Source organism: Arthrobacter sp. B2060 (assembly GCF_059090445.1).
Window position 1 is genome coordinate 46,883 of sequence record NZ_JBNHFR010000004.1, and the last position, 24,921, is coordinate 71,803.

Annotated in this window: 34 protein-coding genes; 1 reads left to right on the forward strand and 33 read right to left on the reverse strand. The window is 63.5% G+C overall.

The annotated features are described in order from the left end of the window. Positions 1-84 precede the first annotated feature (84 nt). The 31 genes from truA to rpsJ all read right to left on the reverse strand — a co-directional run bounded on the left by truA (position 85) and on the right by rpsJ (position 18,509). Positions 85-975, reverse strand: a complete 891-nt coding sequence (gene truA, locus AC5RUM_RS08975) for a tRNA pseudouridine(38-40) synthase TruA (RefSeq protein WP_494034614.1) — start codon at positions 973-975, stop codon at positions 85-87. Between the two features lie 31 nt (positions 976-1,006). Continuing rightward, positions 1,007-1,603, reverse strand: coding sequence for a 50S ribosomal protein L17 (gene rplQ / locus AC5RUM_RS08980; protein WP_494034615.1), 597 nt, complete (start codon positions 1,601-1,603; stop codon positions 1,007-1,009). A gap of 78 nt (positions 1,604-1,681) precedes the next feature. Beyond that, positions 1,682-2,692, reverse strand: a complete 1,011-nt coding sequence (locus AC5RUM_RS08985; RefSeq protein ID WP_056626606.1) for a DNA-directed RNA polymerase subunit alpha — start codon at positions 2,690-2,692, stop codon at positions 1,682-1,684. A 131-nt stretch (positions 2,693-2,823) separates the two neighbouring features. Beyond that, a complete protein-coding gene (gene rpsK, locus AC5RUM_RS08990; protein WP_003803734.1) occupies positions 2,824-3,225 on the reverse strand; it encodes a 30S ribosomal protein S11 in 402 nt (133 codons plus the stop codon). Positions 3,226-3,277: 52 nt separating this feature from the next. Further along, positions 3,278-3,652, reverse strand: coding sequence for a 30S ribosomal protein S13 (gene rpsM, locus AC5RUM_RS08995; RefSeq protein WP_090950898.1), 375 nt, complete (start codon positions 3,650-3,652; stop codon positions 3,278-3,280). 182 nt (positions 3,653-3,834) lie between these two features. Next, positions 3,835-3,948: a 50S ribosomal protein L36 gene (rpmJ, locus tag AC5RUM_RS09000; protein ID WP_009358722.1), complete on the reverse strand. Its 114-nt coding sequence runs from the start codon at positions 3,946-3,948 to the stop codon at positions 3,835-3,837. Positions 3,949-4,018: 70 nt separating this feature from the next. Next, positions 4,019-4,240, reverse strand: a complete 222-nt coding sequence (gene infA, locus AC5RUM_RS09005) for a translation initiation factor IF-1 (protein WP_009358723.1) — start codon at positions 4,238-4,240, stop codon at positions 4,019-4,021. 195 nt (positions 4,241-4,435) lie between these two features. Further along, positions 4,436-5,410, reverse strand: a complete 975-nt coding sequence (locus tag AC5RUM_RS09010) for a P1 family peptidase (protein ID WP_494034616.1) — start codon at positions 5,408-5,410, stop codon at positions 4,436-4,438. Positions 5,411-5,538: 128 nt separating this feature from the next. Further along, positions 5,539-6,366, reverse strand: a complete 828-nt coding sequence (map, locus tag AC5RUM_RS09015; RefSeq protein ID WP_494034617.1) for a type I methionyl aminopeptidase — start codon at positions 6,364-6,366, stop codon at positions 5,539-5,541. A gap of 121 nt (positions 6,367-6,487) precedes the next feature. Then, positions 6,488-7,057, reverse strand: coding sequence for an adenylate kinase (locus AC5RUM_RS09020; protein WP_494034861.1), 570 nt, complete (start codon positions 7,055-7,057; stop codon positions 6,488-6,490). Between the two features lie 5 nt (positions 7,058-7,062). Next, positions 7,063-8,373: a preprotein translocase subunit SecY gene (secY, locus tag AC5RUM_RS09025; RefSeq protein WP_494034618.1), complete on the reverse strand. Its 1,311-nt coding sequence runs from the start codon at positions 8,371-8,373 to the stop codon at positions 7,063-7,065. A gap of 193 nt (positions 8,374-8,566) precedes the next feature. Beyond that, complete coding sequence (rplO, locus tag AC5RUM_RS09030; protein ID WP_400580277.1) at positions 8,567-9,061, reverse strand: 50S ribosomal protein L15; 495 nt, start codon at positions 9,059-9,061, stop codon at positions 8,567-8,569. Next, positions 9,062-9,268: a 50S ribosomal protein L30 gene (rpmD, locus tag AC5RUM_RS09035; RefSeq protein ID WP_056626615.1), complete on the reverse strand. Its 207-nt coding sequence runs from the start codon at positions 9,266-9,268 to the stop codon at positions 9,062-9,064. It abuts the gene before it with no gap. A 3-nt stretch (positions 9,269-9,271) separates the two neighbouring features. Next, positions 9,272-10,000, reverse strand: coding sequence for a 30S ribosomal protein S5 (rpsE, locus tag AC5RUM_RS09040; protein WP_494034619.1), 729 nt, complete (start codon positions 9,998-10,000; stop codon positions 9,272-9,274). Beyond that, positions 9,997-10,380: a 50S ribosomal protein L18 gene (gene rplR, locus AC5RUM_RS09045; RefSeq protein WP_003803763.1), complete on the reverse strand. Its 384-nt coding sequence runs from the start codon at positions 10,378-10,380 to the stop codon at positions 9,997-9,999. The genes rpsE and rplR overlap by 4 nt, the downstream gene beginning before the upstream one ends. 2 nt (positions 10,381-10,382) lie before the next feature. Continuing rightward, positions 10,383-10,919, reverse strand: coding sequence for a 50S ribosomal protein L6 (gene rplF, locus AC5RUM_RS09050; RefSeq protein ID WP_400580281.1), 537 nt, complete (start codon positions 10,917-10,919; stop codon positions 10,383-10,385). An 18-nt stretch (positions 10,920-10,937) separates the two neighbouring features. Next, positions 10,938-11,336, reverse strand: a complete 399-nt coding sequence (gene rpsH / locus AC5RUM_RS09055; RefSeq protein ID WP_018769139.1) for a 30S ribosomal protein S8 — start codon at positions 11,334-11,336, stop codon at positions 10,938-10,940. An 82-nt stretch (positions 11,337-11,418) separates the two neighbouring features. Next, positions 11,419-12,000 carry a 50S ribosomal protein L5 gene (rplE, locus tag AC5RUM_RS09060; protein ID WP_400580283.1) on the reverse strand — a complete coding sequence of 194 codons (582 nt, stop codon included), beginning with the start codon at positions 11,998-12,000 and terminating at the stop codon, positions 11,419-11,421. Further along, positions 12,000-12,359, reverse strand: coding sequence for a 50S ribosomal protein L24 (gene rplX / locus AC5RUM_RS09065; protein WP_494034620.1), 360 nt, complete (start codon positions 12,357-12,359; stop codon positions 12,000-12,002). The genes rplE and rplX overlap by 1 nt, the downstream gene beginning before the upstream one ends. Before the next feature lie 3 nt (positions 12,360-12,362). Beyond that, entirely contained in the window at positions 12,363-12,731 is a 369-nt protein-coding gene (rplN, locus tag AC5RUM_RS09070; RefSeq protein WP_003803789.1) for a 50S ribosomal protein L14, read from the reverse strand. A gap of 407 nt (positions 12,732-13,138) precedes the next feature. Then, a complete protein-coding gene (gene rpsQ / locus AC5RUM_RS09075; RefSeq protein ID WP_400580287.1) occupies positions 13,139-13,444 on the reverse strand; it encodes a 30S ribosomal protein S17 in 306 nt (101 codons plus the stop codon). Further along, positions 13,441-13,776, reverse strand: coding sequence for a 50S ribosomal protein L29 (gene rpmC, locus AC5RUM_RS09080; protein WP_400580289.1), 336 nt, complete (start codon positions 13,774-13,776; stop codon positions 13,441-13,443). Before rpmC ends, rpsQ begins: the two co-directional genes overlap by 4 nt. A 2-nt stretch (positions 13,777-13,778) precedes the next feature. Next, positions 13,779-14,195, reverse strand: a complete 417-nt coding sequence (gene rplP, locus AC5RUM_RS09085) for a 50S ribosomal protein L16 (protein WP_003803795.1) — start codon at positions 14,193-14,195, stop codon at positions 13,779-13,781. Beyond that, positions 14,196-15,038 (reverse strand): 30S ribosomal protein S3, encoded by an 843-nt coding sequence (gene rpsC / locus AC5RUM_RS09090; RefSeq protein WP_400479013.1) that lies wholly within the window; start codon positions 15,036-15,038, stop codon positions 14,196-14,198. It abuts the gene before it with no gap. Then, the gene (gene rplV / locus AC5RUM_RS09095) at positions 15,039-15,404 is read right to left on the reverse strand and encodes a 50S ribosomal protein L22 (RefSeq protein ID WP_003803798.1); all 366 of its coding nucleotides are present in this window, start codon (positions 15,402-15,404) and stop codon (positions 15,039-15,041) included. It abuts the gene before it with no gap. 38 nt (positions 15,405-15,442) lie between these two features. Further along, entirely contained in the window at positions 15,443-15,724 is a 282-nt protein-coding gene (rpsS, locus tag AC5RUM_RS09100; RefSeq protein ID WP_003803803.1) for a 30S ribosomal protein S19, read from the reverse strand. Positions 15,725-15,736: 12 nt separating this feature from the next. Continuing rightward, on the reverse strand, positions 15,737-16,576 hold the full coding sequence (gene rplB, locus AC5RUM_RS09105) for a 50S ribosomal protein L2 (protein WP_003803804.1): 840 nt from the start codon (positions 16,574-16,576) through the stop codon (positions 15,737-15,739). A gap of 29 nt (positions 16,577-16,605) precedes the next feature. Beyond that, positions 16,606-16,911 carry a 50S ribosomal protein L23 gene (gene rplW, locus AC5RUM_RS09110; protein WP_011692807.1) on the reverse strand — a complete coding sequence of 102 codons (306 nt, stop codon included), beginning with the start codon at positions 16,909-16,911 and terminating at the stop codon, positions 16,606-16,608. After that, positions 16,908-17,528: a 50S ribosomal protein L4 gene (gene rplD / locus AC5RUM_RS09115; protein WP_400580291.1), complete on the reverse strand. Its 621-nt coding sequence runs from the start codon at positions 17,526-17,528 to the stop codon at positions 16,908-16,910. Before rplD ends, rplW begins: the two co-directional genes overlap by 4 nt. A 4-nt stretch (positions 17,529-17,532) precedes the next feature. Further along, positions 17,533-18,183 carry a 50S ribosomal protein L3 gene (rplC, locus tag AC5RUM_RS09120; protein ID WP_354215548.1) on the reverse strand — a complete coding sequence of 217 codons (651 nt, stop codon included), beginning with the start codon at positions 18,181-18,183 and terminating at the stop codon, positions 17,533-17,535. 17 nt (positions 18,184-18,200) lie between these two features. Continuing rightward, positions 18,201-18,509 carry a 30S ribosomal protein S10 gene (gene rpsJ, locus AC5RUM_RS09125; protein WP_003803825.1) on the reverse strand — a complete coding sequence of 103 codons (309 nt, stop codon included), beginning with the start codon at positions 18,507-18,509 and terminating at the stop codon, positions 18,201-18,203. A gap of 465 nt (positions 18,510-18,974) precedes the next feature. Between rpsJ and AC5RUM_RS09130 the strand changes: the two genes are divergently transcribed. Continuing rightward, positions 18,975-20,423, forward strand: coding sequence for a GH1 family beta-glucosidase (locus AC5RUM_RS09130; RefSeq protein WP_494034621.1), 1,449 nt, complete (start codon positions 18,975-18,977; stop codon positions 20,421-20,423). 11 nt (positions 20,424-20,434) lie between these two features. Here AC5RUM_RS09130 and AC5RUM_RS09135 read toward each other — a convergent pair whose 3' ends face one another. Next, positions 20,435-20,560, reverse strand: a complete 126-nt coding sequence (locus tag AC5RUM_RS09135; protein WP_494034622.1) for a hypothetical protein — start codon at positions 20,558-20,560, stop codon at positions 20,435-20,437. A gap of 66 nt (positions 20,561-20,626) precedes the next feature. Continuing rightward, positions 20,627-24,850, reverse strand: coding sequence for a hypothetical protein (locus AC5RUM_RS09140; RefSeq protein WP_494034623.1), 4,224 nt, complete (start codon positions 24,848-24,850; stop codon positions 20,627-20,629). Positions 24,851-24,921: the final 71 nt, after the last annotated feature.

Consider the following 24,921-nt stretch of genomic DNA (forward strand, 5'->3'; position numbering starts at 1 on the left):
ACATGACTAAAGACTGCCTCCCAGCCTACTGGCAGCAGGCCCGGAACTGAGGCAGGGCCCTCAGAAGAGGGTTAATGCAGGGACTTACTCCCGCAGGGCACGCGTGAGTACGGCGCGTGCAAGCAGCTCGTCGTCCGACGGGTAGGCCACTTCCTCCAGCACCAACGGATGCGGGGCCGCCAGCACGGAGCGGGCGTCACGCTTCCTGGCCAGCAGCCGCTCGTGCAGCCATCCCGGCGGCTCGACCCCCTCCCCCACATACAGCGCCGAACCCACGAGCGCACGCACCATGTTGTGGCAGAACGCGTCGGCCTGGACCGTGGCCACAATAACGCCGTCCGGGCCGCGGGTGAACTCGAAGCGCTGCAGTTCGCGGATGGTGGTGGAGCCCTCGCGCGGCTTGCAGTAGGAGAGGAAGTTCTGCAGCCCCAGCAGCTTGGACGCCCCCTCGTTCAGGAGGTCCACGTCAAGCGGCGCCTTGTGCCAGAGCGTGTCGTACCGGCCCAACGGGTCCCAGAGCGCCGGCCCGTCGGCGATGCGGTAGCTGTAGCGGCGCCACAGCGCGGAAAAGCGCGCGTCGAAACCCTCCGGCGCGATGGACACCTGGTGCACCACAATGGCGCCCGTCAGGTCCCCGAGCCCCCGACTCAGTGCACCCCGCAGCCTGCGTAAAAGCGCGACGGCGGGATCAAGTTCGGCGCCACGGTTCAGTCCCAGCCACTCGGCTTCCGTCAGATCAAGGTGGACCACCTGGCCGCGGGCGTGAACACCGGCGTCTGTCCGCCCCGCTACGGTGACCCGGACCGGCCGGCGGATCACCAGCTCCAGCGCCGCTTCCAGGGTTCCCTGGACTGTGCGCAGTCCCGGCTGCACCGCCCACCCGCTGAAGGGGCCGCCGTCGTACGCCAAATCAAGCCGGATACGCAAAAACCCGCCGCCCCCCAATACGGGGGCCGCGGGTTTTTGGTCGTTCATAGACTTAAGTCTATGCGAAGGATTCAGCGAATTACTTCGCGTCCTTTTTGGACTCGTCAGCAGCTTCTTCAGCCGGAGCTTCCTCAGCGGCCGGAGCCTCTTCGGTTGCAGCAGCCTCAGTCTTGGAGGCTTCCGTAGCCTCGGGAGCCTCAGCGGCTTCAGTCTCAGCGGCCTCTGCCTCGGGGGCTTCCTCGGCAGCCGGGGCGGCCTTGTCTGCATCGCGCTTGGCAGCAGCAGTAGCCTCCGCGACTACGGCCTGCTTGGCCGAAACGGGCTCGAGAACCAGCTCGATGACAGCCATGGGAGCGTTGTCGCCCTTGCGGTTGCCGATCTTGGTGATGCGGGTGTAGCCGCCGTCGCGGTTCTCCACTGCCTGCGCGATGTCGGTGAACAGCTCGTGGACGACGCCCTTGTTGCTGATCAGGCCGAGAACGCGGCGGCGGGATGCGAGGTCGCCGCGCTTGGCGAAGGTGACCAGGCGCTCGGCGTACGGCTTCAGGCGCTTGGCCTTGGTGACCGTGGTGGTGATCCGCTTGTGCTCGAACAGTGCGGAAGCCAGGTTCGCGAGCATGAGACGCTCGTGAGCCGGGCCGCCACCGAGGCGCGGACCCTTAGTGGGGGTAGGCATAGTTGTTTCTCCTCATATGGAAGCCGGTGGGGCTGCGCACACCATGGTGCATCCAGCCCGCCGGCCAAGATCTGCTTGTTAGAGCTCGTCGTCGCTGAACGCGGCGTCGTCCTCTTCGATGGCTGCGGCGCGGGCGGCGAGGTCGAAGCCGGGAGGCGAGTCCTTGAGGGACAGTCCCAGTTCAACCAGCTTTGCCTTGACCTCATCGATGGACTTGGCACCGAAGTTACGGATGTCCATCAGGTCAGCCTCGGAGCGGGCAACGAGTTCACCCACGGTGTGGATGCCCTCACGCTTGAGGCAGTTGTAGGAACGGACGGTGAGGTCCAGATCCTCGATCGGCAGGGCCATGTCTGCTGCCAGGGCAGCATCCGTCGGCGACGGACCGATCTCGATACCTTCAGCTGCGGTGTTCAGCTCGCGGGCCAGACCGAAGAGTTCCACCAGGGTGGTACCTGCGGAAGCAACCGCATCGCGCGGGGCGATGGCCTGCTTGGTCTCGACGTCGACAATGAGCTTGTCGAAGTCGGTGCGCTGCTCAACACGGGTGGCTTCCACGCGGAAAGTAACCTTCAGCACCGGCGAGTAGATGGAGTCGACCGGGATACGGCCGATCTCTGCGTCGCCGGACTTGTTCTGAGCTGCCGAAACGTAGCCGCGGCCGCGCTCGATGGTCAGTTCGAGTTCGAACTTGCCCTTCGAGTTCAGCGTGGCAATGTGCAGATCCGGGTTGTGGAATTCGACGCCTGCCGGCGGAGCGATGTCCGCGGCGGTGACGACTCCGGGTCCCTGCTTGCGCAGGTAAGCAACAACCGGCTCGTCGTGCTCGGAGGACACGGACAGGTTCTTGATGTTCAGGATGATCTCGGTGACATCTTCCTTAACACCCGGAACCGTGGTGAACTCGTGCAGCACGCCATCGATCCGGATGCTGGTTACAGCGGCACCGGGGATAGAAGAGAGCAGGGTACGGCGGAGGGAGTTTCCGAGGGTGTATCCGAAGCCCGGCTCCAGCGGTTCAATGATGAAGCGGGAGCGGTTATCGGAGACGACCTCTTCGGAGAGGGTGGGGCGCTGTGCAATGAGCACTTAGGTTTCCTTTCGGCGAGCATCCGCTATATGACGCAACACAGGTGGTGGAAAATCGGTCTGAAGACTTAACGCGCTGGGCTTGCCCGGACCCGGTAAGGGTCCGGGCAAGCTCCGGGCAGCGGAAAAGCTTAGACGCGGCGGCGCTTCGGGGGACGGCAGCCGTTGTGCGCGGCGGGGGTGACGTCCTGGATGGAGCCAACCTCGAGGCCAGCAGCCTGCAGCGAACGGATGGCGGTCTCGCGTCCGGATCCCGGTCCCTTGACGAACACGTCAACCTTCTTCAGGCCGTGCTCCTGTGCACGCTTGGCAGCAGCTTCGGCAGCCATCTGTGCAGCGAACGGGGTGGACTTACGCGAGCCCTTGAATCCAACCTCACCGGCGGAAGCCCAGGAGATGACAGCACCGGTCGGGTCCGTGATGGACACGATGGTGTTGTTAAAGGTGCTCTTGATGTGCGCCTGGCCAAGCGCGATATTCTTCTTGTCCTTCTTACGCGGCTTGCGAACCGCGCCACGAGTCTTCGGGGGCATTTTTTCTCCTACAGAAAGTTATCGGGGGAAAACCGAGTTAATCCCTCAGGGATTAACGGGCCTTCTTCTTGCCGGCGACGGTACGCTTCGGGCCCTTGCGGGTACGCGCGTTGGTCTTCGTACGCTGACCGCGTACGGGCAGGCCCTTGCGGTGACGCAGGCCTTCGTAGCTGCCGATTTCAACCTTGCGGCGGATATCTGCGGCCACTTCGCGGCGAAGGTCACCCTCAACCTTGTAGTTGCCTTCAATGTAGTCACGCAGCTGGACCAGCTCGGCGTCGCTGAGGTCCTTTACGCGGACGTCAGCGCTGATGCCGGTGGCAGCCAGGGTTTCGTGTGCACGGGTCTTGCCCACGCCGTAGATGTAAGTAAGCGCAATTTCCAGCCGCTTTTCGCGGGGAATGTCTACGCCAGCGAGACGAGCCATAGTGGCAGTACTCCTTGAATAAACCGGAGGTCGTAGGCAGTACACCCGCACTTTCAGTGCGGCCCCAGCCTCCGACCGGGGGTTAGCTGTCCGGACTCTTTAGAGCTCAATGTTCCAGTTCAGCTTGTGCTGCCTTTTATTTACTTGCGTGGGTTAGCAACCCAGGGATTCCCGGAAGGGAATTAGCCCTGGCGCTGCTTGTGGCGCGGGTTCTCGCAGATCACCATGACCCGGCCATTACGGCGGATCACTTTGCACTTTTCGCAGATCTGCTTGACGCTCGGCTTGACCTTCATGGCGTTCCTTTGCGTGATAGCAGTTGGTCCGATGGACCGGCCTTCGGCAGTTGCTCTGGCCGCCCAACGTTTACTTGTAGCGGTAGACGATACGACCACGTGTGAGGTCGTAAGGGCTCAGCTCCACCACTACGCGGTCCTCAGGGAGAATCCTGATGTAGTGCTGGCGCATTTTTCCAGAGATGTGTGCCAGGACGATGTGCTTGTTGGTGAGCTCAACGCGAAACATCGCGTTGGGCAGCGCCTCAGTCACTACGCCCTCGATCTCTATGACCCCGTCCTTCTTGGCCATATCCTCCGCTAACTGTTGTTTGCCTCAGCCCACCCGAATTGCACCGGGCATGACTGCGGACGTTTTTTGATTGATTGATCGTCGCCAGCCGGCCGCAAATGGGCGTGGCAGGGCAGACAACCAACATGCAACACTACGGCATTCGGGCCGGAATGTTAAATCCAGCCATGGTAGCGCACAATGCCGCGGTACGCATCAAAATCGGGGCGCATCAAATCTGTATGCCGCGAAGGTGCCTGACTCAGTCGTTACGCCCTCCGCGCTGCGGACCCCGTCCAAAATGGCCAACCGCACGACGTCGGCTGCCGCACTCTGCAGGGTAATGAGGCTTACCTGCCGGGCAGTTTCCGTGCTCCGATCCAGGCTGGCGCCGCCGGTTGCCAGGCAGAACACCGTGTCCCCGTCTGCCAAGGTGTGGCTCGGGTTCAGCGCCCTGGCCAGTCCGGCATGGGCCGCGGACGCGGTCCGCTTGCATTCGGCCGGGTCAAGGTCCGCGTTGGTGGCGACAACGACGAGGGTGGTGTTGAGTGGCGGGTCCTCCCGGTCAGTGAGCTTGTCGAAATCGGTAGCCTCCGTTTTCCCCGGCTCAACAAGCGGCAGGCCCACCGCATTCACCACGGCCAGGGCTCCGACAACCACTCCGTTTTCCAGGGGAACCGAGGCGGTGCCTACTCCCCCCTTGTATTTGCCCCGTCCCATGACCGCTCCGGTGCCAGCGCCCACATTGCCGCGTTCGACGTCGTGCCCTTCCATTTGTGCGCCTGCGGCGGCGGCCGCTGCATAGCCCATCCCGGCGTCGGGGCGGGCCGAGAAGTCGCCGCCGCGGCCGAGGTCGAAGATGGCGGCCGCGGGGACGATCGGAACCACCCCGCCGGTGACTGCGAAGCCGCGTCCGTGCTCCTCGCACCAGCGCTGGACGCCGTGCGCGGTCACAAGGCCGTAGGCGCTCCCGCCCGTGAGGACCACAGCGTCCACGGTCGGGACCAGGGTGGTGGGGTCCAGCGCATCGGTCTCGTGGGTGCCGGGGCCTCCCCCGCGGACATCCACCGAGCCCACGGTTCCCGGCGGCGGCAGGACCACCGTCACGCCGCTCAGCCAGCCGCCGTCGGACTTCTGCCGGTGACCGACCCGCAGGCCAGGCACGTCAGTGATCTTTCCCGTCGCTCCCATGGCTCCCATTGTGGTCCACTCCCTTCGCTGCGATGCGCAAACTCGTCCATGACGCGCAAAATCCCTGGCGCTACCGGAATTCCGGTAGCGCCAGGGATTTTGAGTGTCGCGAGGGAAACTGAGCGTCGTCAGGGAATCGGAACCGGGACCACACCAAGCGGTGCCAGCTGGGCAGCGCCGCCGTCGGGCGCGGACAGCACCCAGATGCCCTTCTCATGGACGGCGACGGAGTGCTCCCACTGGCAGGACCGCTTGCCGTCCGTCGTGACCACCGTCCAGTCATCGTCCAGGACAGCGGTTTCGATGCTGCCGCGCACGAGCATCGGCTCGATGGCGAGGCACAGGCCCGGGCGGATCTTCGGGCCCCGGTGGCTTGAGCGGTAGTTCAGCACGTCCGGAGCCATGTGCATCTCGGAGCCGATGCCGTGGCCGACATAGTCCTCGAGTATGCCCAGTGGTTTGCCCGGCACGGAGGAGACGTAGTCGTCCACGGCGCAGCCGATGTCGCCCACGAATTTGCCGGTGGCCAGGGCCGCGATGCCCCGCCACATGGCGGCCTGGGTGACGTCCGACAGTCGCTGGTCCTCCGGATCAGCGGTCCCAACAATGACAGTGCGGGCAGAATCCGAGTGCCAGCCGTCCACGATCGCGCCGCCGTCGATCGAGATGATGTCACCGTCCCGCAGAACCCTGGGTCCCGGGATCCCGTGGACCACTTCCTCGTTCACGGACGTGCAGATGGTGGCGGGGAACCCGTGGTAGCCGAGGAAGTTGGACTTTGCGCCGGCTTCCAGGAGGACCCCGGCGAACACCTCGTCAAGCTGCTTCGTGGTGACCCCAGGTGCGGCCGCGGCCACAGCAGCGTCCAGGGCGCGGTTCAGGACCAGCCCGGCTTCGTGCATCGTGCGCATCTGGGCATTGGTCTTGTATTCAATCCGTGGCTGGCCGAATGCCATCTGCGGTTTCCTCTCGGTGGTGCCCCCGCCGGCGGATGCCAGCAGGGCTAGCCGTTGTACGGCTAAAAGCCGGAGGCCCCTCCCAATGAACCGGGAGGAGCCTCGTAGCGTGGTTACTGAATCAGGCTGCCTGAGCCTCTTTGATGGCCTGCATGACGCGGTCGGTGACTTCGTCGATGGCGCCGATGCCGTCCACCTGGGTCAGGATGCCGCGCTCGGCATACTTCGCCACCACAGCTTCGGTCTGCTCGTGGTAAAGGTCCAGCCGGTGGCGGATGACGGCCTCGTTGTCGTCGCTGCGCCCGGTTTCCTTGGCACGGCCCAGGAGGCGTGCAACGAGCTCCTCGTCGTCCGCCGTCAGCTGCAGGACCACGTCGAGCCTCTGGTCACCATTGGCCAGAATCTCATCCAGGTAGTCAACCTGGGCCGTGGTGCGCGGGTAGCCGTCCAGCAGGAAGCCGTCTTCGACGTCGGTTTCGCTGAGACGGTCGCGGACCATCTTGTTGGTCACGCTGTCCGGCACGAAGTCCCCGGCATCCATGTACTTCTTGGCCTCGACACCCAGCGGGGTCTCGCCCTTGACGTTCGCACGGAAGATGTCGCCGGTGGAGATCGCAACGACGCCAAGGCGCTCCGAGATGCGTTCCGCCTGCGTACCCTTGCCCGAACCCGGTGGTCCGATAATCAACATTCTGGTCATCGCAATAGCCCTTCGTAGTGACGCTGCTGTAGCTGCGCGTCAATTTGCTTGACGGTTTCCAGGCCAACGCCCACCATGATCAGAATCGAGGTGCCACCGAACGGGAAGTTCTGGTTCGCGTTGATCAGCACGAGCGCCACCAGCGGGATCAGCGCCACGAAGCCAAGGTAAATGGCCCCGGGAAGCGTAATCCGCGACAGGACGTACTGCAGGTAATCCGCGGTCGGCCTGCCGGCACGTATACCCGGAATGAAGCCGCCGTATTTCTTCATGTTGTCCGAGACCTCTTCAGGATTGAAGGTGATCGCGACGTAGAAGTATGTAAAGAAAACAATCATGGCGAAGTAGAGCGCCATGTAGATGGGGTGGTCACCGCGGGTCAGGTTGTTGTTGATCCACTCAACCCACGGCTGGATCGGCTCCCCCTGCTGCGGCTGGTTGAACTGCGAGATCAACGCCGGCAGGTAGAGCATGGAGGACGCGAAGATCACCGGGATAACGCCGGCCATGTTCACCTTGATGGGAATGTAGGTGCTGGTGCCGCCCACAGTCCGGCGACCGATCATCCGCTTGGCATACTGCACCGGGATGCGGCGCTGCGACTGCTCCACGAAGACCACCAGGGCAACCGTCAGGAGGCCGATGGCGAGGACGAGGAAGAACGTGCCCGGCCCCTGTGAGGTCCAGATGGCACCCAGGGAGGTGGGGAAGCCAGCCGCGATGGCGGTGAAGATGAGCAGCGACATGCCGTTGCCCACACCCTTTTCGGTCACCAGTTCGCCCATCCACATGATGAGGCCTGTGCCGGCCGTCAGCGTGATGATGATCAGGATCGTGGTGATGACGCTGTTGTCCGGGATGATCGGCAGGTTGCAGCCGGGCAGGAGCTGACCGGAGCGCGCGAGGGACACCAGCGTGGTGGCGTTCAGCAGGCCGAGGGCAATGGTGAGGTAACGCGTGTACTGCGTCAGCTTCGACTGCCCCGAGGCGCCTTCTTCATGCAGCTGCTGGAACCGGGGAATGACCACCCGGAGCAGCTGCACGATGATGCTTGCCGTGATGTACGGCATGATTCCCAAAGCGAAGATGGAGACCTGCAGCAATGCACCGCCGCTGAAAAGATTGACGAGCTGGTAGATCCCGCCCTGGGTCTGCCCGGTCGACAAGCATTGCTGGACATTCTGGTAGTTCACACCAGGCGAGGGGATGAAGGCTCCCAAGCGGAAGATTGTGATGATTCCCAGCGTGAACAACAACTTGCGTCGCAGATCAGGCGTTCGAAAAGCCCGGCCGAATGCGCTAAGCAAGCGTCCTCCTCAGAAATTAATAAGTCTTGTGATGCGGGACAATAAACCCAACAACCGAGTCTAACGGTTGATTGCGCTATGCGAACAATCCGAAAGACGTCGGGATACGGAAAACTCCCGGCACGGGGGCCTCGGCCCCGCGTACCGGGAGTTCAACGACGGGCATCAGCCCACCGTCCTCTGGAGGCGTCTCCTAGAGAGCGGTGGTGCTTCCGCCTGCTGCAGCGATCTTTTCAGTGGCGCTGGCCGAGAATGCGTGGGCGGTGACGTCAACCTTGACGGTGATGTCGCCGGTGCCAAGCACCTTCACGGGCTGGTTCTTGCGAACGGCACCCTTTGCAACCAGATCCTCCACGGTGACAGTGCCACCTTCCGGGAAGAGCTCGTTGAGACGGTCCAGGTTTACAACCTGGAACTCGACCCGGAACGGGTTCTTGAAGCCGCGCAGCTTCGGCAGGCGCATGTGCAGCGGCAGCTGGCCGCCGGCAAAGCCAGCCTTGACCTGGTAGCGGGCCTTCGTACCCTTGGTACCGCGACCGGCGGTCTTACCCTTGGAACCTTCACCACGACCAACGCGGGTCTTGGCGGTCTTGGCACCCGGGGCGGGACGCAGGTGGTGAACCTTCAGTGCGTTCTGCTTCTCAGCAGCGGCGCTCTGTGCCTTCTCAGCAGTGTTCTTCTCTGCCATTTACTTCGCCTCCTCTACCTTTACCAGGTGCGGAACCGTGTTGAGCATTCCAACGGTCACGGCGTCGGCGGTGCGGACAACGGTGTGTCCGATCCGCTTCAGGCCGAGGGACCGCAGGGTGTCGCGCTGGTTCTGCTTGCCGCCAATGGCGGACTTGATCTGAGTGATCTCCAACTGGGCGTCGGAGGGAATCAGGTTCTTTGCCATTGCTTAGACACCTGCCTTCTGGTTCAGGAGAGCCTTCACCAGTGCCGGCGGGGCGATCTCGTCCAGCGGGAGGCCGCGGCGTGCTGCCACTGCTGCCGGCTCTTCGAGGCGCTTCAGGGCGTCAACAGTCGCGTGAACGATGTTGATGGCGTTCGAGGAACCGAGCGACTTGGAGAGGATGTCGTGGATGCCCACGCACTCCAGTACTGCACGGACCGGGCCACCGGCGATAACACCGGTACCGGCGGAAGCCGGACGCAGCATTACGACGCCTGCGGCGGCTTCACCCTGAACGCGGTGAGGGATGGTGTTGCCAACGCGGGGAACGCGGAAGAAGGACTTCTTGGCCTCTTCAACGCCCTTTGCGATTGCAGCGGGAACTTCCTTGGCCTTGCCGTAGCCGACGCCGACCATGCCGTTACCGTCACCAACGACGACGAGTGCGGTGAAGCTGAAGCGACGACCACCCTTGACGACCTTGGAAACGCGGTTGATGGTAACAACGCGCTCTACGAACTGGCTCTTCTCGGCTTCACGGCCGCCGTCGCGGCCACCACGGCCACCACGGTCGCCGCGGCCCTGGCCACGGTCGCCACGCTCGCCGCGACGGGCGCCACCACGGCGGTCGTCGGCAGCTGCGGGGGCAGTGGTCTCAGTGGCCTCAGCAGCTACGGCTTCAGTCGCCTTCTGATCTGCAGACACAGTGTCCTTTTCCTTGTTTGCTTCCGTCACAGTGACAGCCCACCTTCACGTGCACCGTCAGCGACGGCGGCGATCCGGCCGTGGTACTTGTTACCACCACGGTCGAAGACCACTGCTTCGACTCCGGCAGCCTTGGCACGCTCGGCTACGAGCTCGCCAACGCGCTTGGCCTTGGCGGTCTTGTCACCGTCGAATGCACGAAGGTCGGCTTCCAGTGTGGATGCGCTCGCTACGGTCTGGCCGATGGTGTCGTCGACAACCTGGACAAATACGTGGCGTGCGGAGCGGTTGACGACCAGGCGGGGACGTACAGCCGTTCCGGAGATGCGCTTGCGGATACGAAGCTGGCGGCGGCTGCGCGAAGCAGACTTGCTCTTGTTCGTACGCTTCTTGTTAATTGCGATGGCCATGGTTACTTACCAGCCTTTCCGACCTTGCGGCGGATGACTTCGCCGGCGTAGCGAATGCCCTTGCCCTTATAGGGGTCCGGCTTACGCAGCTTGCGAATGTTGGCAGCAACCTCGCCGACCTGCTGCTTGTTGATGCCTGAGACAGAGAGCTTGGTCGGCCCCTCTACTGCAAAGGTGATGCCGGCCGGTGCCGAAACGCTGACCGGGTGGCTGTAGCCGAGAGCGAACTCAAGGTCAGATCCCTTGGCCTGAACGCGGTAACCGGTACCGACGATTTCAAGCTTCTTCTCGTAGCCTGCGGTGACGCCCTGGATCATGTTAGAGATCAGGGTGCGGGTCAGGCCGTGGAGCGAACGGGAGGCGCGCTCATCGTTCGGGCGGGTGACGGTCAGGGTGTTGTCGTCCAGAGCAACCTCGATCGGGCTGGCCACAGTGTGGCTCAGCTCGCCCTTGGAACCCTTGACGCTGACGACAGAGCCGTCAACCTTAACCTCAACGCCGGCAGGAACGGTGATGGGGAGACGTCCAATACGTGACATTATTCTCTTCCTTTCCCGTTACCAGACGTAAGCGAGGACTTCGCCGCCCACGCCCTTCTTGCCGGCCTGCTTGTCAGTCAGGAGGCCGGAAGAGGTGGACAGGATTGCGATACCCAGGCCACCCAGCACGTGTGGCAGGTTGGTGGACTTCGCGTAAACGCGGAGACCCGGCTTGGAGATGCGGCGGACACCGGCGATCGAACGCTCGCGGTTCGGACCGAACTTCAGCTCGAGGGTCAGCTTCTTGCCGACCTCAGCGTCTTCTTCCTTCCAGCCGGCGATGAAACCTTCCGCCTTCAGGATGTCAGCAACGCGTGCCTTGAGCTTGCTGTAAGGCATAGACACGGAATCGTGGTATGCCGAGTTTGCATTGCGCAGACGTGTAAGCATGTCTGCGACAGGATCTGTCATAGTCATTTGGGCTCTTGCCCTTCCTCGTAACGGTTTCCGCCGCGCTGTCCCTGAGGGATCAAAACGGCCGGACCTTTTACGTAGCTAATTAAGCTTCGGTCTTGAACGGGAAACCAAGCGCCTTGAGCAGCGCGCGGCCTTCGTCGTCGGTCTTGGCGGTGGTCACAACCGTGATGTCCATACCGCGAACGCGGTCAATGGAATCCTGGTCGATCTCGTGGAACATAACCTGCTCGGTCAGACCGAAGGTGTAGTTGCCGTTGCCATCGAACTGCTTGCCGCTGAGGCCGCGGAAGTCACGGATACGCGGCAGAGCCAGCGTGACCAGACGGTCCACGAATTCCCACATGCGGTCGCCACGCAGGGTAGCGTGTGCACCGATGGGCATGCCTTCGCGCAGCTTGAACTGGGCGATCGACTTGCGGGCCTTGGTTACCTGCGGCTTCTGGCCGGTGATCAGGGTGAGGTCGCGGACAGCGCCGTCGATCAGCTTGGAGTCCTTGGCGGCATCTCCAACACCCATGTTCACAACAACCTTGACCAGACGGGGAACCTGGTTGACGTTCTCGTACTTGAATTCATCCTGCAGCGCAGCCTTGATGGATTCTGCGTACTTGGTCTTCAGACGAGGAACGATCTTCGTTGCCGGAGTCTCGAGAGTCTCAGTCATTAGATGTCCTTCCCGGAGCTCTTGGCCACGCGGATGCGGACGGTCTTCTTGACGCCGTCCTTCTCAACGGTGTCGAGGCGGAAACCGACGCGGGTCGGCTTCTTGGTCGACGGGTCCACGAGAGCCACGTTGGAGATGTGGATCGGTGCCTCGACGACCTCGATGCCACCGGTCTTGGTGCCGCGCTGCGACTGACCGACCTTGGTGTGCTTGGTTACGCGGTTGATGCCTTCAACCAGCACGCGGTTGGTGTCGGGGAAGACGCGCAGAACCTTGCCCTGCTTGCCACGGTCGCCGCCGCGCTCAGCCTTGGCGCCAGTGATGACCTGAACCAGGTCACCCTTCTTGATCTTAGCCATGGACTAGAGCACCTCCGGAGCCAGAGAAACGATCTTCATGAACTTCTTGTCACGGAGTTCACGACCAACCGGTCCGAAGATACGGGTACCGCGGGGGTCACCGTCGTTCTTCAGGATCACAGCTGCGTTCTCGTCAAACTTGATGTAGGAACCATCCGCACGGCGGCGTTCCTTCTTGGTACGGACGATGACAGCCTTGACGACGTCGCCCTTCTTTACGTTGCCGCCCGGGATTGCGTCCTTGACGGTAGCGACGATGACGTCGCCGATGCCTGCGTAGCGACGGCCAGATCCACCGAGAACGCGGATGGTAAGGATTTCCTTAGCACCCGTGTTGTCGGCGACCTTCAGTCGCGACTCCTGCTGAATCACTATTTACTCCTTGCGTCGCGCGGGTTCTCAGACCGAAAATCTTCCTACGGAATGAGCCTTGCGGAACGGTTGATCGGGGTGTCTCTTGACCTGCCTGGATTTTGCCAGACCAGGCCTAAACGCCCGTGCCAAAAACATTTGCTTCCCAGGCGGTTTTGGACGCAGTCCAAGCGCAAGGGGGCACTATGCCGTGGCACGATTGTTTACGAGGTTTGCTGACGGCACAAAAGGCGCCATACAAACTCAAAATCTTAGCACAGTTCGCGCCCAGCCCCATATCACAGCAGCCGCCTCCGTGTTAAGCCGGGCGGCCGCCGTCGGACGTCCCATGTAAACGGGAAAACCCCCGCTCCCAAAGGGAACGGGGGTTTCCGGTGCAGCTACTGGAAACAGTAGGGCTGCAGGTGTTACTTGGCCTTCTCGAGGATCTCCACCAGGCGCCACCGCTTGCTGGCGGACAGCGGGCGGGTCTCGGCGATCACGACGAGGTCGCCGATGCCGGCGGTGTTCTCTTCGTCGTGGGCCTTCACCTTCGACGTGCGGCGGATGACCTTGCCGTACAGGGCGTGCTTCACGCGGTCCTCAACCTGGACAACGATGGTCTTTTCCATCTTGTCCGAGACCACGTAGCCGCGACGCGTCTTACGGTAACCGCGCTCGGCAGCTGCCGTTGCGGAACCAGTTTCCGTCACGTTCTCGTCCTTTTCACTCACTTGGCGTCCTCCTCGGTCTCAGCCTCGGCCGGCTTCTCAGCCTTCTCAGCCTTGGCTGTGGACTTCTTGGACTTCTTTTCTTCCTTGGCTTCCGCAACCGGTGCGGCAACCTCGGCACGAATGCCCAGCTCGCGCTCACGGAGAACGGTGTAGATGCGTGCGATGTCCTTCTTTACCGCGCGCAGACGACCGTGGTTCTCCAGCTGACCGGTGGCGGACTGGAAACGCAGGTTGAACAGCTCTTCCTTGGACTTGCGGAGTTCTTCAACGAGACGCTCGTTGTCGAAACCGTCCAGCTGTGCGGGTGCGAGATCCTTCGACCCTACTGCCATTTCTATTCACCACCTTCGCGACGCACAATGCGTGCCTTCAACGGCAGCTTGTGGATTGCCAGGCGCAGGGCCTCGCGAGCTACCTCTTCATTGACACCGGAGAGTTCGAAGAGAACCCGGCCCGGCTTGACGTTGGCGACCCACCATTCCGGAGAACCCTTACCGGAACCCATGCGGGTTTCGGCCGGCTTCTTCGTCAGCGGACGGTCCGGGTAGATGTTGATCCAGACCTTACCGCCACGCTTGATGTGGCGGGTCATCGCGATACGGGCAGATTCGATCTGACGGTTCGTGACGTAAGCCGGGCTCAGGGCCTGGATACCGTACTCACCGAAGGAGACCTTGGTGCCGCCCGTGGCAGCGCCGGAACGACCCGGGTGGTGCTGCTTACGGTGCTTGACTCGACGTGGGATAAGCATTTAAGCCTGTCCTCCTTCTGCTGCCTGTGCCGGAGCGGCAGAAGCAGCCTCGGCTGCCGGAGCTGCAGCAGCAGGTGCTGCGTCGGCTGCCGGACGGTCGGTACGACGGCGGCGGTCACCACGGTCGGCGCCACCGGGGCGGCCCGGACGGTCGCCGGAGCGTCCGCGGGACGGAGCAGCAGCTGCCTGCTGAGCCAGTTCCTTGGAGGTGACGTCACCCTTGTAGATCCAGACCTTCACGCCGATGCGGCCGAAGGTGGTCTTGGCTTCGTAGAAGCCGTAGTCGATGTTCGCGCGGAGGGTGTGCAGGGGCACACGGCCTTCGCGGTAGAACTCCGAGCGGGACATTTCTGCGCCACCCAGACGGCCGGAGCAGGCGATACGGATACCCTTGGCACCGGCACGCTGCGCGGACTGCATGGCTTTCTTCATCGCACGGCGGAACGCCACGCGGGAAGTCAGCTGCTCGGCAACACCCTGGGCAACAAGCTGGGCTTCCATCTCGGGGTTCTTGACCTCGAGGATGTTCAGCTGGACCTGCTTGCCGGTGAGCTTTTCGAGCTCGCCGCGGATGCGGTCTGCTTCAGCGCCGCGGCGGCCGATGACGATGCCCGGACGTGCCGTGTGGATGTCCACGCGGACGCGGTCGCGGGTGCGCTCGATCTCAACCTTGGCGATACCGGCGCGCTCCATGCCCGTGGACATGAGCTGGCGGATACGGATGTCTTCGCGAACGAAGTCCTTGTACCGCTGACCGGACTTGGTGCTGTCAGCGAACCAGTGCGATACGTGATCGGTGGTGATGCCGAGTCGGAACCCGTGCGGGTTTACTTTCTGTCCCACTTAGCGAGCCTCCTCTTTCTCCGGGGTAGCGACTACCACGGTGATGTGGCTGGTGCGCTTCTTGATCTGAAATGCACGACCCTGAGCACGCGGCTGGAACCGCTTCATGGTCGGGCCTTCATCAACAAACGCTTCGCTGATGATGAGGTCACCTTCGTCAAACGCAACGCCGTCGCGGTCCGCGAGGACCCGGGCGTTGGAGATTGCCGACTGAACTACCTTGAATACCGGCTCAGAAGCTGCCTGGGGGGCAAACTTCAGAATTGCCAGAGCCTCGTTCGCTTGCTTACCACGAACAAGGTTGACGACGCGCCGGGCCTTCATAGGCGTTACGCGGATGTGACGCGCAATTGCCTTGGCTTCCATTGCTTTCCTTCTCTCGTCTTTGACGTAAGTGCAGGCGCCTAGCGGCGCTTGCCCTTACGGTCGTCCTTGACATGGCCGCGGAATGTCCGCGTCGGAGCGAATTCGCCGAGCTTGTGCCCGACCATCGACTCGGTGACAAACACCGGGATGTGCTTGCGTCCGTCGTGCACGGCGATCGTGTGCCCGAGCATGTCGGGGATGATCATCGAACGGCGGGACCAGGTCTTGATGACGTTCTTGGTGCCCTTTTCGTTTTCCCTTGCTACCTTCACAAAGAGGTGCTGGTCAACGAAAGGACCTTTTTTCAGGCTGCGTGGCATGTGTCCAGGCTCCTATCGCTTGTTCTTGCCAGTACGACGGCGACGAACAATAAGCTTGTCGCTCTCTTTGTTGGGACGGCGGGTACGGCCTTCAGGCTTACCATTCGGGTTGACCGGGTGACGTCCACCGGAGGTCTTGCCTTCACCACCACCATGCGGGTGATCGACCGGGTTCATGGCGACACCACGGACGGTCGGGCGAACGCCCTTCCACCGCATACGGCCGGCCTTGCCCCAGTTGATGTTCGACTGCTCGGCGTTGCCGACCTCGCCGATGGTTGCGCGGCAGCGCACATCAACGTTGCGGATTTCGCCGGAGGGCAGACGCAGCTGGGCGAAACGGCCTTCCTTGGCGACGAGCTGAACAGAAGCTCCAGCGGAACGGGCCATCTTGGCGCCGCCACCCGGACGCAGTTCAACTGCGTGGATAACGGTACCGACGGGGATGTTGCGCAGGGGCAGGTTGTTGCCAGGCTTGATGTCAGCGTTGGCGCCGGCCTCCACGAAGTCGCCCTGGGAGAGCTTGTTCGGGGCGATGATGTAGCGCTTGGTGCCATCAACGTAGTGCAGGAGGGCGATGCGAGCCGTGCGGTTCGGATCGTACTCGATTTCGGCAACGCGGGCGTTGACGCCGTCCTTGTCGTGGCGGCGGAAGTCGATCAGACGGTACTGACGCTTGTGTCCACCACCCTTGTGACGGGTCGTGATCTTACCGGTGTTGTTACGGCCACCCTTTTTGGGCAGCGGACGTACCAACGACTTTTCCGGCGTCGACCGCGTGATTTCGGTGAAGTCCGCTACGCTCGAGCCGCGACGGCCCGGGGTAGTCGGCTTGTATTTACGGATTCCCATAATTCATTTCCTCGTTAAAGTGGTCTCCGCTACGCGAGCGGACCGCCGAAGATGTCGATAGTGCCTTCTTTGAGGGTGACAATCGCACGCTTGGTGTTCTTGCGGGTACCCCATCCGAATTTGGTGCGCTTGCGCTTACCGGCACGGTTGATGGTGTTGATCGATTCGACCTTGACGGAGAAAATCTTCTCCACGGCCAGCTTGATCTCGGTCTTGTTCGAGCGGGGGTCCACCAGGAAGGTGTACTTGCCCTCGTCGATCAGGCCGTAGCTCTTTTCCGACACGACGGGTGCAAGCACGACGTCGCGGGGGTCTTTGATGGTGGCTGCGCTCACTTGGCATCCTCCTCGTTCTTTGCAGCCTTGTCAGCAACGAATGCTTCGTAGGCAGCCTTGGTGAAGACTACGTCGTCAGAAACGAGAACGTCGTAGGTGTTCAGCTGGTCTGCGTACAGAACGTGAACTTCCTCGAGGTTGCGCACGGACAGTGCAGCAACATCGTTGGCGCGCTCAATGACAACGAGCAGGTTCTTGCGCTCGGAGACGCCGCGCAGCGTTGCCAGTGCTTCCTTGGAGGACGGCTTGGAGCCGGCAACCAGTTCAGCAACGACGTGGATGCGTCCGTTACGGGCGCGGTCAGACAGTGCGCCGCGGAGTGCAGCAGCAATCATCTTCTTGGGGGTGCGCTGGCTGTAGTCGCGAGGGGTCGGACCGTGGACAATGCCACCACCGGTCATGTGAGGAGCGCGGATCGAACCCTGACGGGCGCGGCCGGTACCCTTCTGCTTGAACGGCTTGCGGCCTGCACCGGAAACTTCGGCGCGGGTCTTGGTCTTGTGGGTACCCTGGCGAGCAGCAGCGAGCTGTGCAACGACGACCTGGTGCAGCAGCGGCACGTTGGTCTGAACGTCGAAGATCTCTGCAGGCAGGTCAACCTGGACAGTGTTAGCCATTGGACTAGGCTCCCTTCACGGCGGTGCGTACGAGTACGACCTGGCCGCGGGCACCGGGAACGGCGCCCTTGATCAGGAGCAGCGACTTCTCGACGTCAACCGCGTGAACAGTGAGGTTCAGCGTGGTGTGACGAACGGCGCCCATGCGGCCGGCCATTTTCATGCCCTTGAAGACGCGGCTCGGGGTGGATGCGCCACCGATTGAACCGGGCTTACGGTGGTTCTTGTGGGCACCGTGGGAAGCTCCAACGCCGTGGAAGCCGTGACGCTTCATGACACCGGCGAAGCCCTTACCCTTGGTGGTGCCGATGACGTCGATCTTCTGGCCGGCTTCGAAGACCTCTACAGAGAGCTCCTGGCCCAGCTCGTACTCGGCAGCATCTGCGGTACGGAGTTCGACGACGTGGCGGCGAGGCGTGACGCCTGCCTTCTCAAAGTGACCAGCCAGCGGCTTGGTGACCTTGCGGGGATCGATCTGGCCGTAGCCGATCTGAACGGCGACGTAGCCATCAGTGTCTGCGTTGCGCAGCTGGGTGATGACGTTCGAGTCAGCCTGGACAACAGTGACGGGGATGAGCTTGTTGTTCTCGTCCCAGACCTGGGTCATGCCGAGCTTCGTGCCCAGCAGGCCCTTTACGTTACGGGTTGCGGTCATAGTCTCTCAGCACCTCCCTACAGCTTGATTTCGATGTTCACGTCGGCCGGCAGGTCGAGGCGCATAAGCGAGTCAACTGCCTTCGGCGTGGGGTCGATGATGTCGATCAGACGCTTGTGCGTGCGCATTTCGAAGTGCTCGCGGCTGTCCTTGTACTTGTGGGGAGAGCGGATAACGCAGTAAACGTTCTTCTCCGTAGGCAGCGGCACGGGGCCGACTACCGTTGCGCCTGCGCGCGTGACCGTCTCAACGATCTTCCGTGCTGAAACGTCAATGACCTCGTGGTCGTATGACTTCAGCCGGATGCGGATTTTTTGTCCCGCCATGTCGCCTGACTCTCTTTCAGTCTGTGCTTCCCCTGGTTGGGGCTGCCCTGTTCACTTACTCGTTGTGTGGCTGCCGAAGCATTTGAAGTTAGGACTACCACCCGCCGCACAAGCTGAATCCGGAAGAATCCGGGTTCCTCAACCTGCCGGCGTAACCGACCCCCGCGGTCGGGCGTGTCGCACCTTCGAAGCGTGCGAGCCCGCAGTTCCATGGGGGGTGGGTTATGTTTGGACTTCGACTTGGACCCTGGCACCCGGCATTATCCGGATCGGGACGCGAAGAAGCGCTTGAACAACTCATCTAGTATGCCGGATTTTGCCCGGGGAAGCGAATCAGCCCGCAGCGCGCCCAGTACGGTCCAAGTTGGGGCCAGCGGGGGCCGGTTGGCCGGCACGTTGCCCGTCCCACCAGGCCCTATAAGCGGGGTCATTGCCTTCGGAAAATTTCGAATGGATGATAGATGAGTGGCCGGGCAGAATGCTGACGCCGTAGACAACTCTTCCGTGCAGGACCTCGCAGGGCGGCTCAGGCCCGGGTTCACCCTGGGAGTGGCGGCTGCAGCCTTTCAGATCGAGGGCGCCCTGGCGGCCGACGGCCGGGGCCCGTCAGGCTGGGATGCGTTCGCCGCCAAACCCGGCAAGATACTGAACGGGCACTCCCCCGCGGTGGCCTGCGACCATTACAACCGGGTTCCCGAAGACATCGCCCTGATCCGAGAACTGGGCATCGATTCCTACCGCTTCTCGCTGTCCTGGCCGCGAATCCAGCCGGACGGCCGCGGTGCCTTCAACTCCCAGGGGCTGGGTTTTTACGACAGGCTCATCGACCAGCTGCTCGCAGCCGGCATCTCCCCCATGGTGACCCTCTACCACTGGGACACACCGCTCCCCCTCGAACACAGCGGCGGCTGGATGAACCGCGCCACGGCGGAGCATTTCGCGGCGTATGCCGCGGCCGCCGGCAAACGGCTAGGCGACCGCGTTGCGCAGTGGGTCACGCTCAACGAGCCCGTCTCCGTGACCCTGAACGGCTATGCGCTTGGCGTGCATGCGCCTGGCCGGGACCTGCTCTTCAATGCCCTGCCCTCGGTGCATCACCAGCTGCTGGCGCACGGGCTTGCCGTCCAGGCGCTGCGTGCTGCCGGCGTTATCGGCGGCATCGGCGTGACGAATCTTCATTCACCCGTGCGTCCGGCCTCGGGGAGGTTCACCGACCGCCTGCTGGCCAAGGTGTTTGACCTGGTCCTCAACAGGATCTACGCCGATCCCATTCTCCTGGGCCGCTATCCCAAGCCTCCCGCCGCTGCCCGCCCCTGGTTCAGGTACCTTACGAGGGCTTCCGACGACGACCTCCGCCTCATCAGCCAGCCCCTGGATTTCTACGGGGTGAACTACTACTACCCGGTGAAGGTTGCCACCGGACGGGGTCCGGCCAGAAGTCCCGCGGGCAGGACCGAGGTCATGGCCCGTATGCCGTTCCATATGGCGCCCTTCCCGGAATACGACATCACGGGCTTCGGCTGGCCGGTGGCGCCCGACCATCTGGGAATTCTGCTGCGCGAACTCAAAGACAGGTACGGGGCGGCCCTGCCTCCGCTGTACATCACCGAGAGCGGCGCGAGCTTCCCGGAGCCGGAGCACGTCACCGGGCCCATCGAGGATGCCCGCCGGATCGAGTATCTGGCCCACCATCTCCATCATGCGATGGCTTCCACCGCACCGGGTGGGATTGCGCACGACGTGGAACTGCTGGGGTACTACGTCTGGACGCTGATGGATAACTTCGAATGGGCAGCCGGGTATTCGCAGCGCTTCGGTCTGGTCCATGTGGACTTTGACACGCTCAAACGCACGCCCAAAACGTCGTTCTACTGGCTGCAGGCCCTCAGCCGCGCCCGGCAAGCACGCGCTTAAAAGACCTGGCGCTATTTGTTCTTGTTGGCGCGGTTGATGCGCTTGGCGCGGTCAATCTCATTGCGGAAATACTTCTTGGCCCAGAAGACACCCGCCACAACCGCTGCAACCACGACCAGGAAGATCAGAAATTCCATGATGCGCCCCCTCTCTCTTGGGGCAACGATATCAGGGCACGGCCAAGCTATACGGACAGGTGCCGCTCAGTCCATCCCGGCCGGCTTACCGCGGCTGAGCTTCCAGAGGGCGAGTGCGATGAGGCCTGCTGCGATCAGGGCAAGAAGTGCATACGTGTACTGGCGCATGGCCCACATGATGCACAGTGCGACGCCCACCGCACCCCATCCAACAAAGAGCCGTTCGCCGTAGCCCAGCCCCGCCACGAGCAGCAGGGAGAAGAATGCCAACACCCAAAGCTGCTGGGCGCCATCGCCGCCGAGGATCACCAGGACCCCGCACAACGAGAGCAGACCGGCGGCAAGGCCCAGGTACAGCTTTCCGCCAGCGGCGTGGCCGGACCGGTAGCGCAGCACGCCCAGCGCCGCAGCCCACACGACGTACCACTGGAGCGTCCAGAATGGGTCGGGCGGGAGCAGGTCGGGCGAAATGGCATCATCCCAGAACGGGCCAGGCCACCCGGGTTCGGCAAAGAGCGCCGCGCGCTGGACCGCGGCAGTCACTGCCAGGGAACCGAGCTCCGCGGCAGGCCTCCGCACCGTGGCCGGTGCCTCCAGCCAGACGACGACGGCGGTTACGGTTACCAGCGCAGCCCCCGCCCAGGATGTAGCGCTGTACAGCAACCCCGTTAGACCTGCGGCGGCAAACCCCAGGACTGCTGCTCCCACCAGGGAGAGGTAGGGAATGTCGCGATACCGGCCGGCCGCCTCGACCGATCCGCCGGCCCGCCGCGTCGCATCTGGCAGCCGCCGGCCGCGGAGCCTGCCCGCCGCGTAGAGTGCCACGGCCGCTGCACCCCCGCCACCCAGCCACGGCAGGTAAAAGCCCCACGGTCCCGACGCGTCTCCCAGGGCGTCCTCCGCCGCCATGACCGCACCAGCCAGCGCCGCCAGAACTGCCGGCGGGTAGAAACCGGGGAGCGGGTCGAGGTGCGCAGCAGCGAAACATGCAGCCGAGAGCGCGAGCACAGCCAGCCCGGAAATCCACTCCGCGGACGGCGGAGCCAGCGCGGCCGACGCGGAGCCGAACGTGAGTGCAGCCGCCAGCCACAGCCAGCGGTCGACCCCTTCGCCTAAGCGGTGCCGCCACAGAATCCCCCCTGCCGTGGAGGCCAGGGACAGCGCCAGCAAAGCCAACGCGACGCCTGTGTGGGTCAGCACGGGGGCTGCGAGGAACACGGCAGCCGAGGAAAGCGGAGGGAAGGGCAGCAGCGGCCCCAGCGCGATCACGGCGAAGGCCGCAGCGTAGACGGTGAGGTAGACAGCTCCGCGGGCGGCAAAGAACCGGCCGGCCGCAACGGCGGAGAGCAGCAGCAGAAGCAGGGACAACAGCACGACCCAACGGCCGCCGTCGTCCGCGGTAAGGTCCCCACCGAACGGCTGGGCAAGATATACGAGCGGAAGCAGCGCCTGGCCTGCCAGCGTGATCCAGACCGCTGCCTGCTGGAACGGGACGTCTGTCAGCCGGTACCGCATGACCCAGCGGATGACGTGCTGCGCCGCGAGCACCAGCGCGAAGGCCACCGCGACGACGGTGGCTGATGCCGAGACGTCGTAGCTGAGCACCACCGCCAGCGCCGCAGCCAGGACGCGGGCCGTCGCGAAGTACCCGCCTCTCCACATGCGGTTCTCCATGCCAACCACCATGGCTGCGCTGAAGACCGCGAAGACGGCCAGCAGAATCTCAACGGCGGGAAGGTTGTCGCCGCGTATCAGCAGCAGGAAGGCGAGGGTAGCAGGAGCGAACACTGCCGACCATGGCTGACGCCGGAGCAGATAGCCCGCAGCGGCGGCACCGGTGGAGAGGAGCACCGTGGTGAACAGGGCATGCGTCGACAGCGTCTCCCGATCGAAGACGGATGCAGGGACATCCACCGCCACGATAGCTGCTGCCTGCAGCACGAGAAGGACGGCGGCGTCCGCCAAATCACGTCCTTCTGCCGTCCCCCGGAGTGCCGCCCGCAACGGAACAGCGAGCTGAAGGAACAGCGCGACGGCGAGGACAGTTGCCGGCGCAAGGTTCTCCCCGCCGAGCCGCACGGGGCCGGCGTCGCGGACGAGCTGGTGGAACAGGGTCAGCACCAGTGCCGTTGCGGCAGCACGGGCGAGCCACCAGTAGCATCGCCCGCGCGTGGTTCCTCCACGGACAAAAGGCAGGGCTGGCGCTCCCCTGTTCGCCGTGGGGGCAGCGTCTTTCCCTGCGCGGGCGGCCGTCAGCGCAAGGTAGGCCGTGGTGGCGAAAAGCGCAGCATTGCCCAGCGGGAGTGTGAGGGTTTCGAAGGCGAGGGGCACGGCCGCAGCGGAAACGAACAGCGGAACGGCCTCGGGGATGGATGGACGCCAGCCACCCTTGTTTTCCTGCCGCGCAAACAGCATCACGCCCACGACCAGCGAAGCAAGAAGCTGGGCACCGAGGGCTATGCCTCCTACGTGCTCCGCCTCAGGAAACAGCGAGGTCTCCTCCTCAACAAGTGCCAGCACCGTCATGGCTCCCACGCCTGCAGCGGTGAACAGCGCCAGGGTTGCCTGCGGCGCCAAGGCCCGAATGCGGCGCCGGAGCAAGGCAGCCGTGCCCAGCTGCTGAAGGGCCAGTACCAGGACCAGCACCAGGACGGCGTACTGGAACCGTGCGTCGCTGTCACCAACGACCGCTGCCGTCACAACCGGTGCAGCGAGGCTCACGGCCAGGCGCGCCGCGAGGAGGAAATGGAGCCGCAGCGGCGCAGCCGGCGGGAGGGACCGCAGGATCCATAAGACCGCTCCGGCGACGAGCAGTCCAGCCAGAGTCCACGCACCCAGCGGGCCCGCCAGGAGGATGGCCATGCCGAGCGCACCAACAGGGGCCCACTCCGCAGCCCCGCGTTGCTTGGCCGCAAGCACCATGCCTGTCAGGAGCGCCAACCACGTCAGTACCGGCAGCATCCACCCTTCAGCTGTGCCTGCCAGCCCCATCATCAGATCCAACGGCTCCGCGGCCGCGAAGACCACGGTCACCAGCAGCTGACCGCCAAAAGTGGCGAGCACGTCCGCCTGCCACCGGCGGTGGCGTATGACGCCGGTGACCGTGTCCTGGAACGGCCCCCTTCCCAGGCGGCCGGCAATAAGGACCGTTGCCAGTGCCTGGGCTGCCAGCAGCACGGCTGCCGCGGCGAGGGCGGCACTCCCCCGGTTTGTCAGGTCCCATACCGCGACGGCCGCCGCCACCGTCAGACTGACCCTGGCCGCCAGGAACTGAAGTGTTCGGAAATGCGTCCCTGGTGACACCGAGGTCACCGCGAAGTAGCAGCCGCACATCGCCATAATGCGCGCATAATCCCCCAGCCCAAGCATCAGCGGAACGACCGTGGCTGCAACCGCCACCGCCGGAACGATGAAGGGATGCAGCCGGGCTAGCGGCCGGAGGTACAGCGGCGGCAGCCACCGGGGCTGCAGGATGGCAAGGACGGTGAAGAACACCGCCACCCCAATAAGTGCCGTGAAATACCAGATCAGCGCCCCGCCAAGGACCGCGACCCCCGACCATGCGGTGGTTGCAAGGAATGACAGCGAGAGATAGACCAGGACCCGGCTCTCCAGGCGAACGGCCGCTACCGCATAGGCCGCAGTTCCTACGGCTGAGGTGGCCAGCCAGGAGAGCGGCGCATTCTCCAGGGCAAGGGTGTCCATGGCCAGGCCGGCAACCGGTATCAGGGCCAGCCCTGTTCCGGAGAAGGCGACGGCGGCCGGCTTAAGCCGCGGTGCACGTTGGTGCAGGACCAGGCCCGCCACATAGAACAGCGCCGTGATGGTGCAGACACCCGCGAACCGCAGCGGTGCGGGGAGTCCGGTGCCGATAAAGAGCGATCCGGCGGCGACGAGGAGCAGGCTGGCAACGTAGAGCGTCACGTTGATGTTTTGCCGCTCGCGCTTGGCCCGTGCCTGCTCGCGCTCGGCCCGGAGTTCGGCGTCTGTACGGAGTTCGATGTCTGCACGAGGAGGAACGGACGACGGACGTTCCGAGACGGCCGGTCCTGCTGCGTGACCGGCCCGGCGTGGCTGCGGTGCCAGCCGCCGGGGTTCGGGCCACGCAGACTTGGGCACGCTGGCTTGGGGTGCACCGGCTTGGGGTGCACCGGCTTGGGGTGCTTCCGCCGGGGGCGCAGCGCCCGCGGCATGAGCCGCAGCTCCGGACTGGGCCAGCGCGTCCACCCAGCCCTGAAGGTGTCCGGCCCGGTAGCCGGCGTTGTACGCCTCATCCGTTGAGGTCCACATGCCGCCGCCTTCCGACTATTGCTGACGGACATGAGGTCCCTGCAGCAATTAATCCAATGAATGGATTAAGA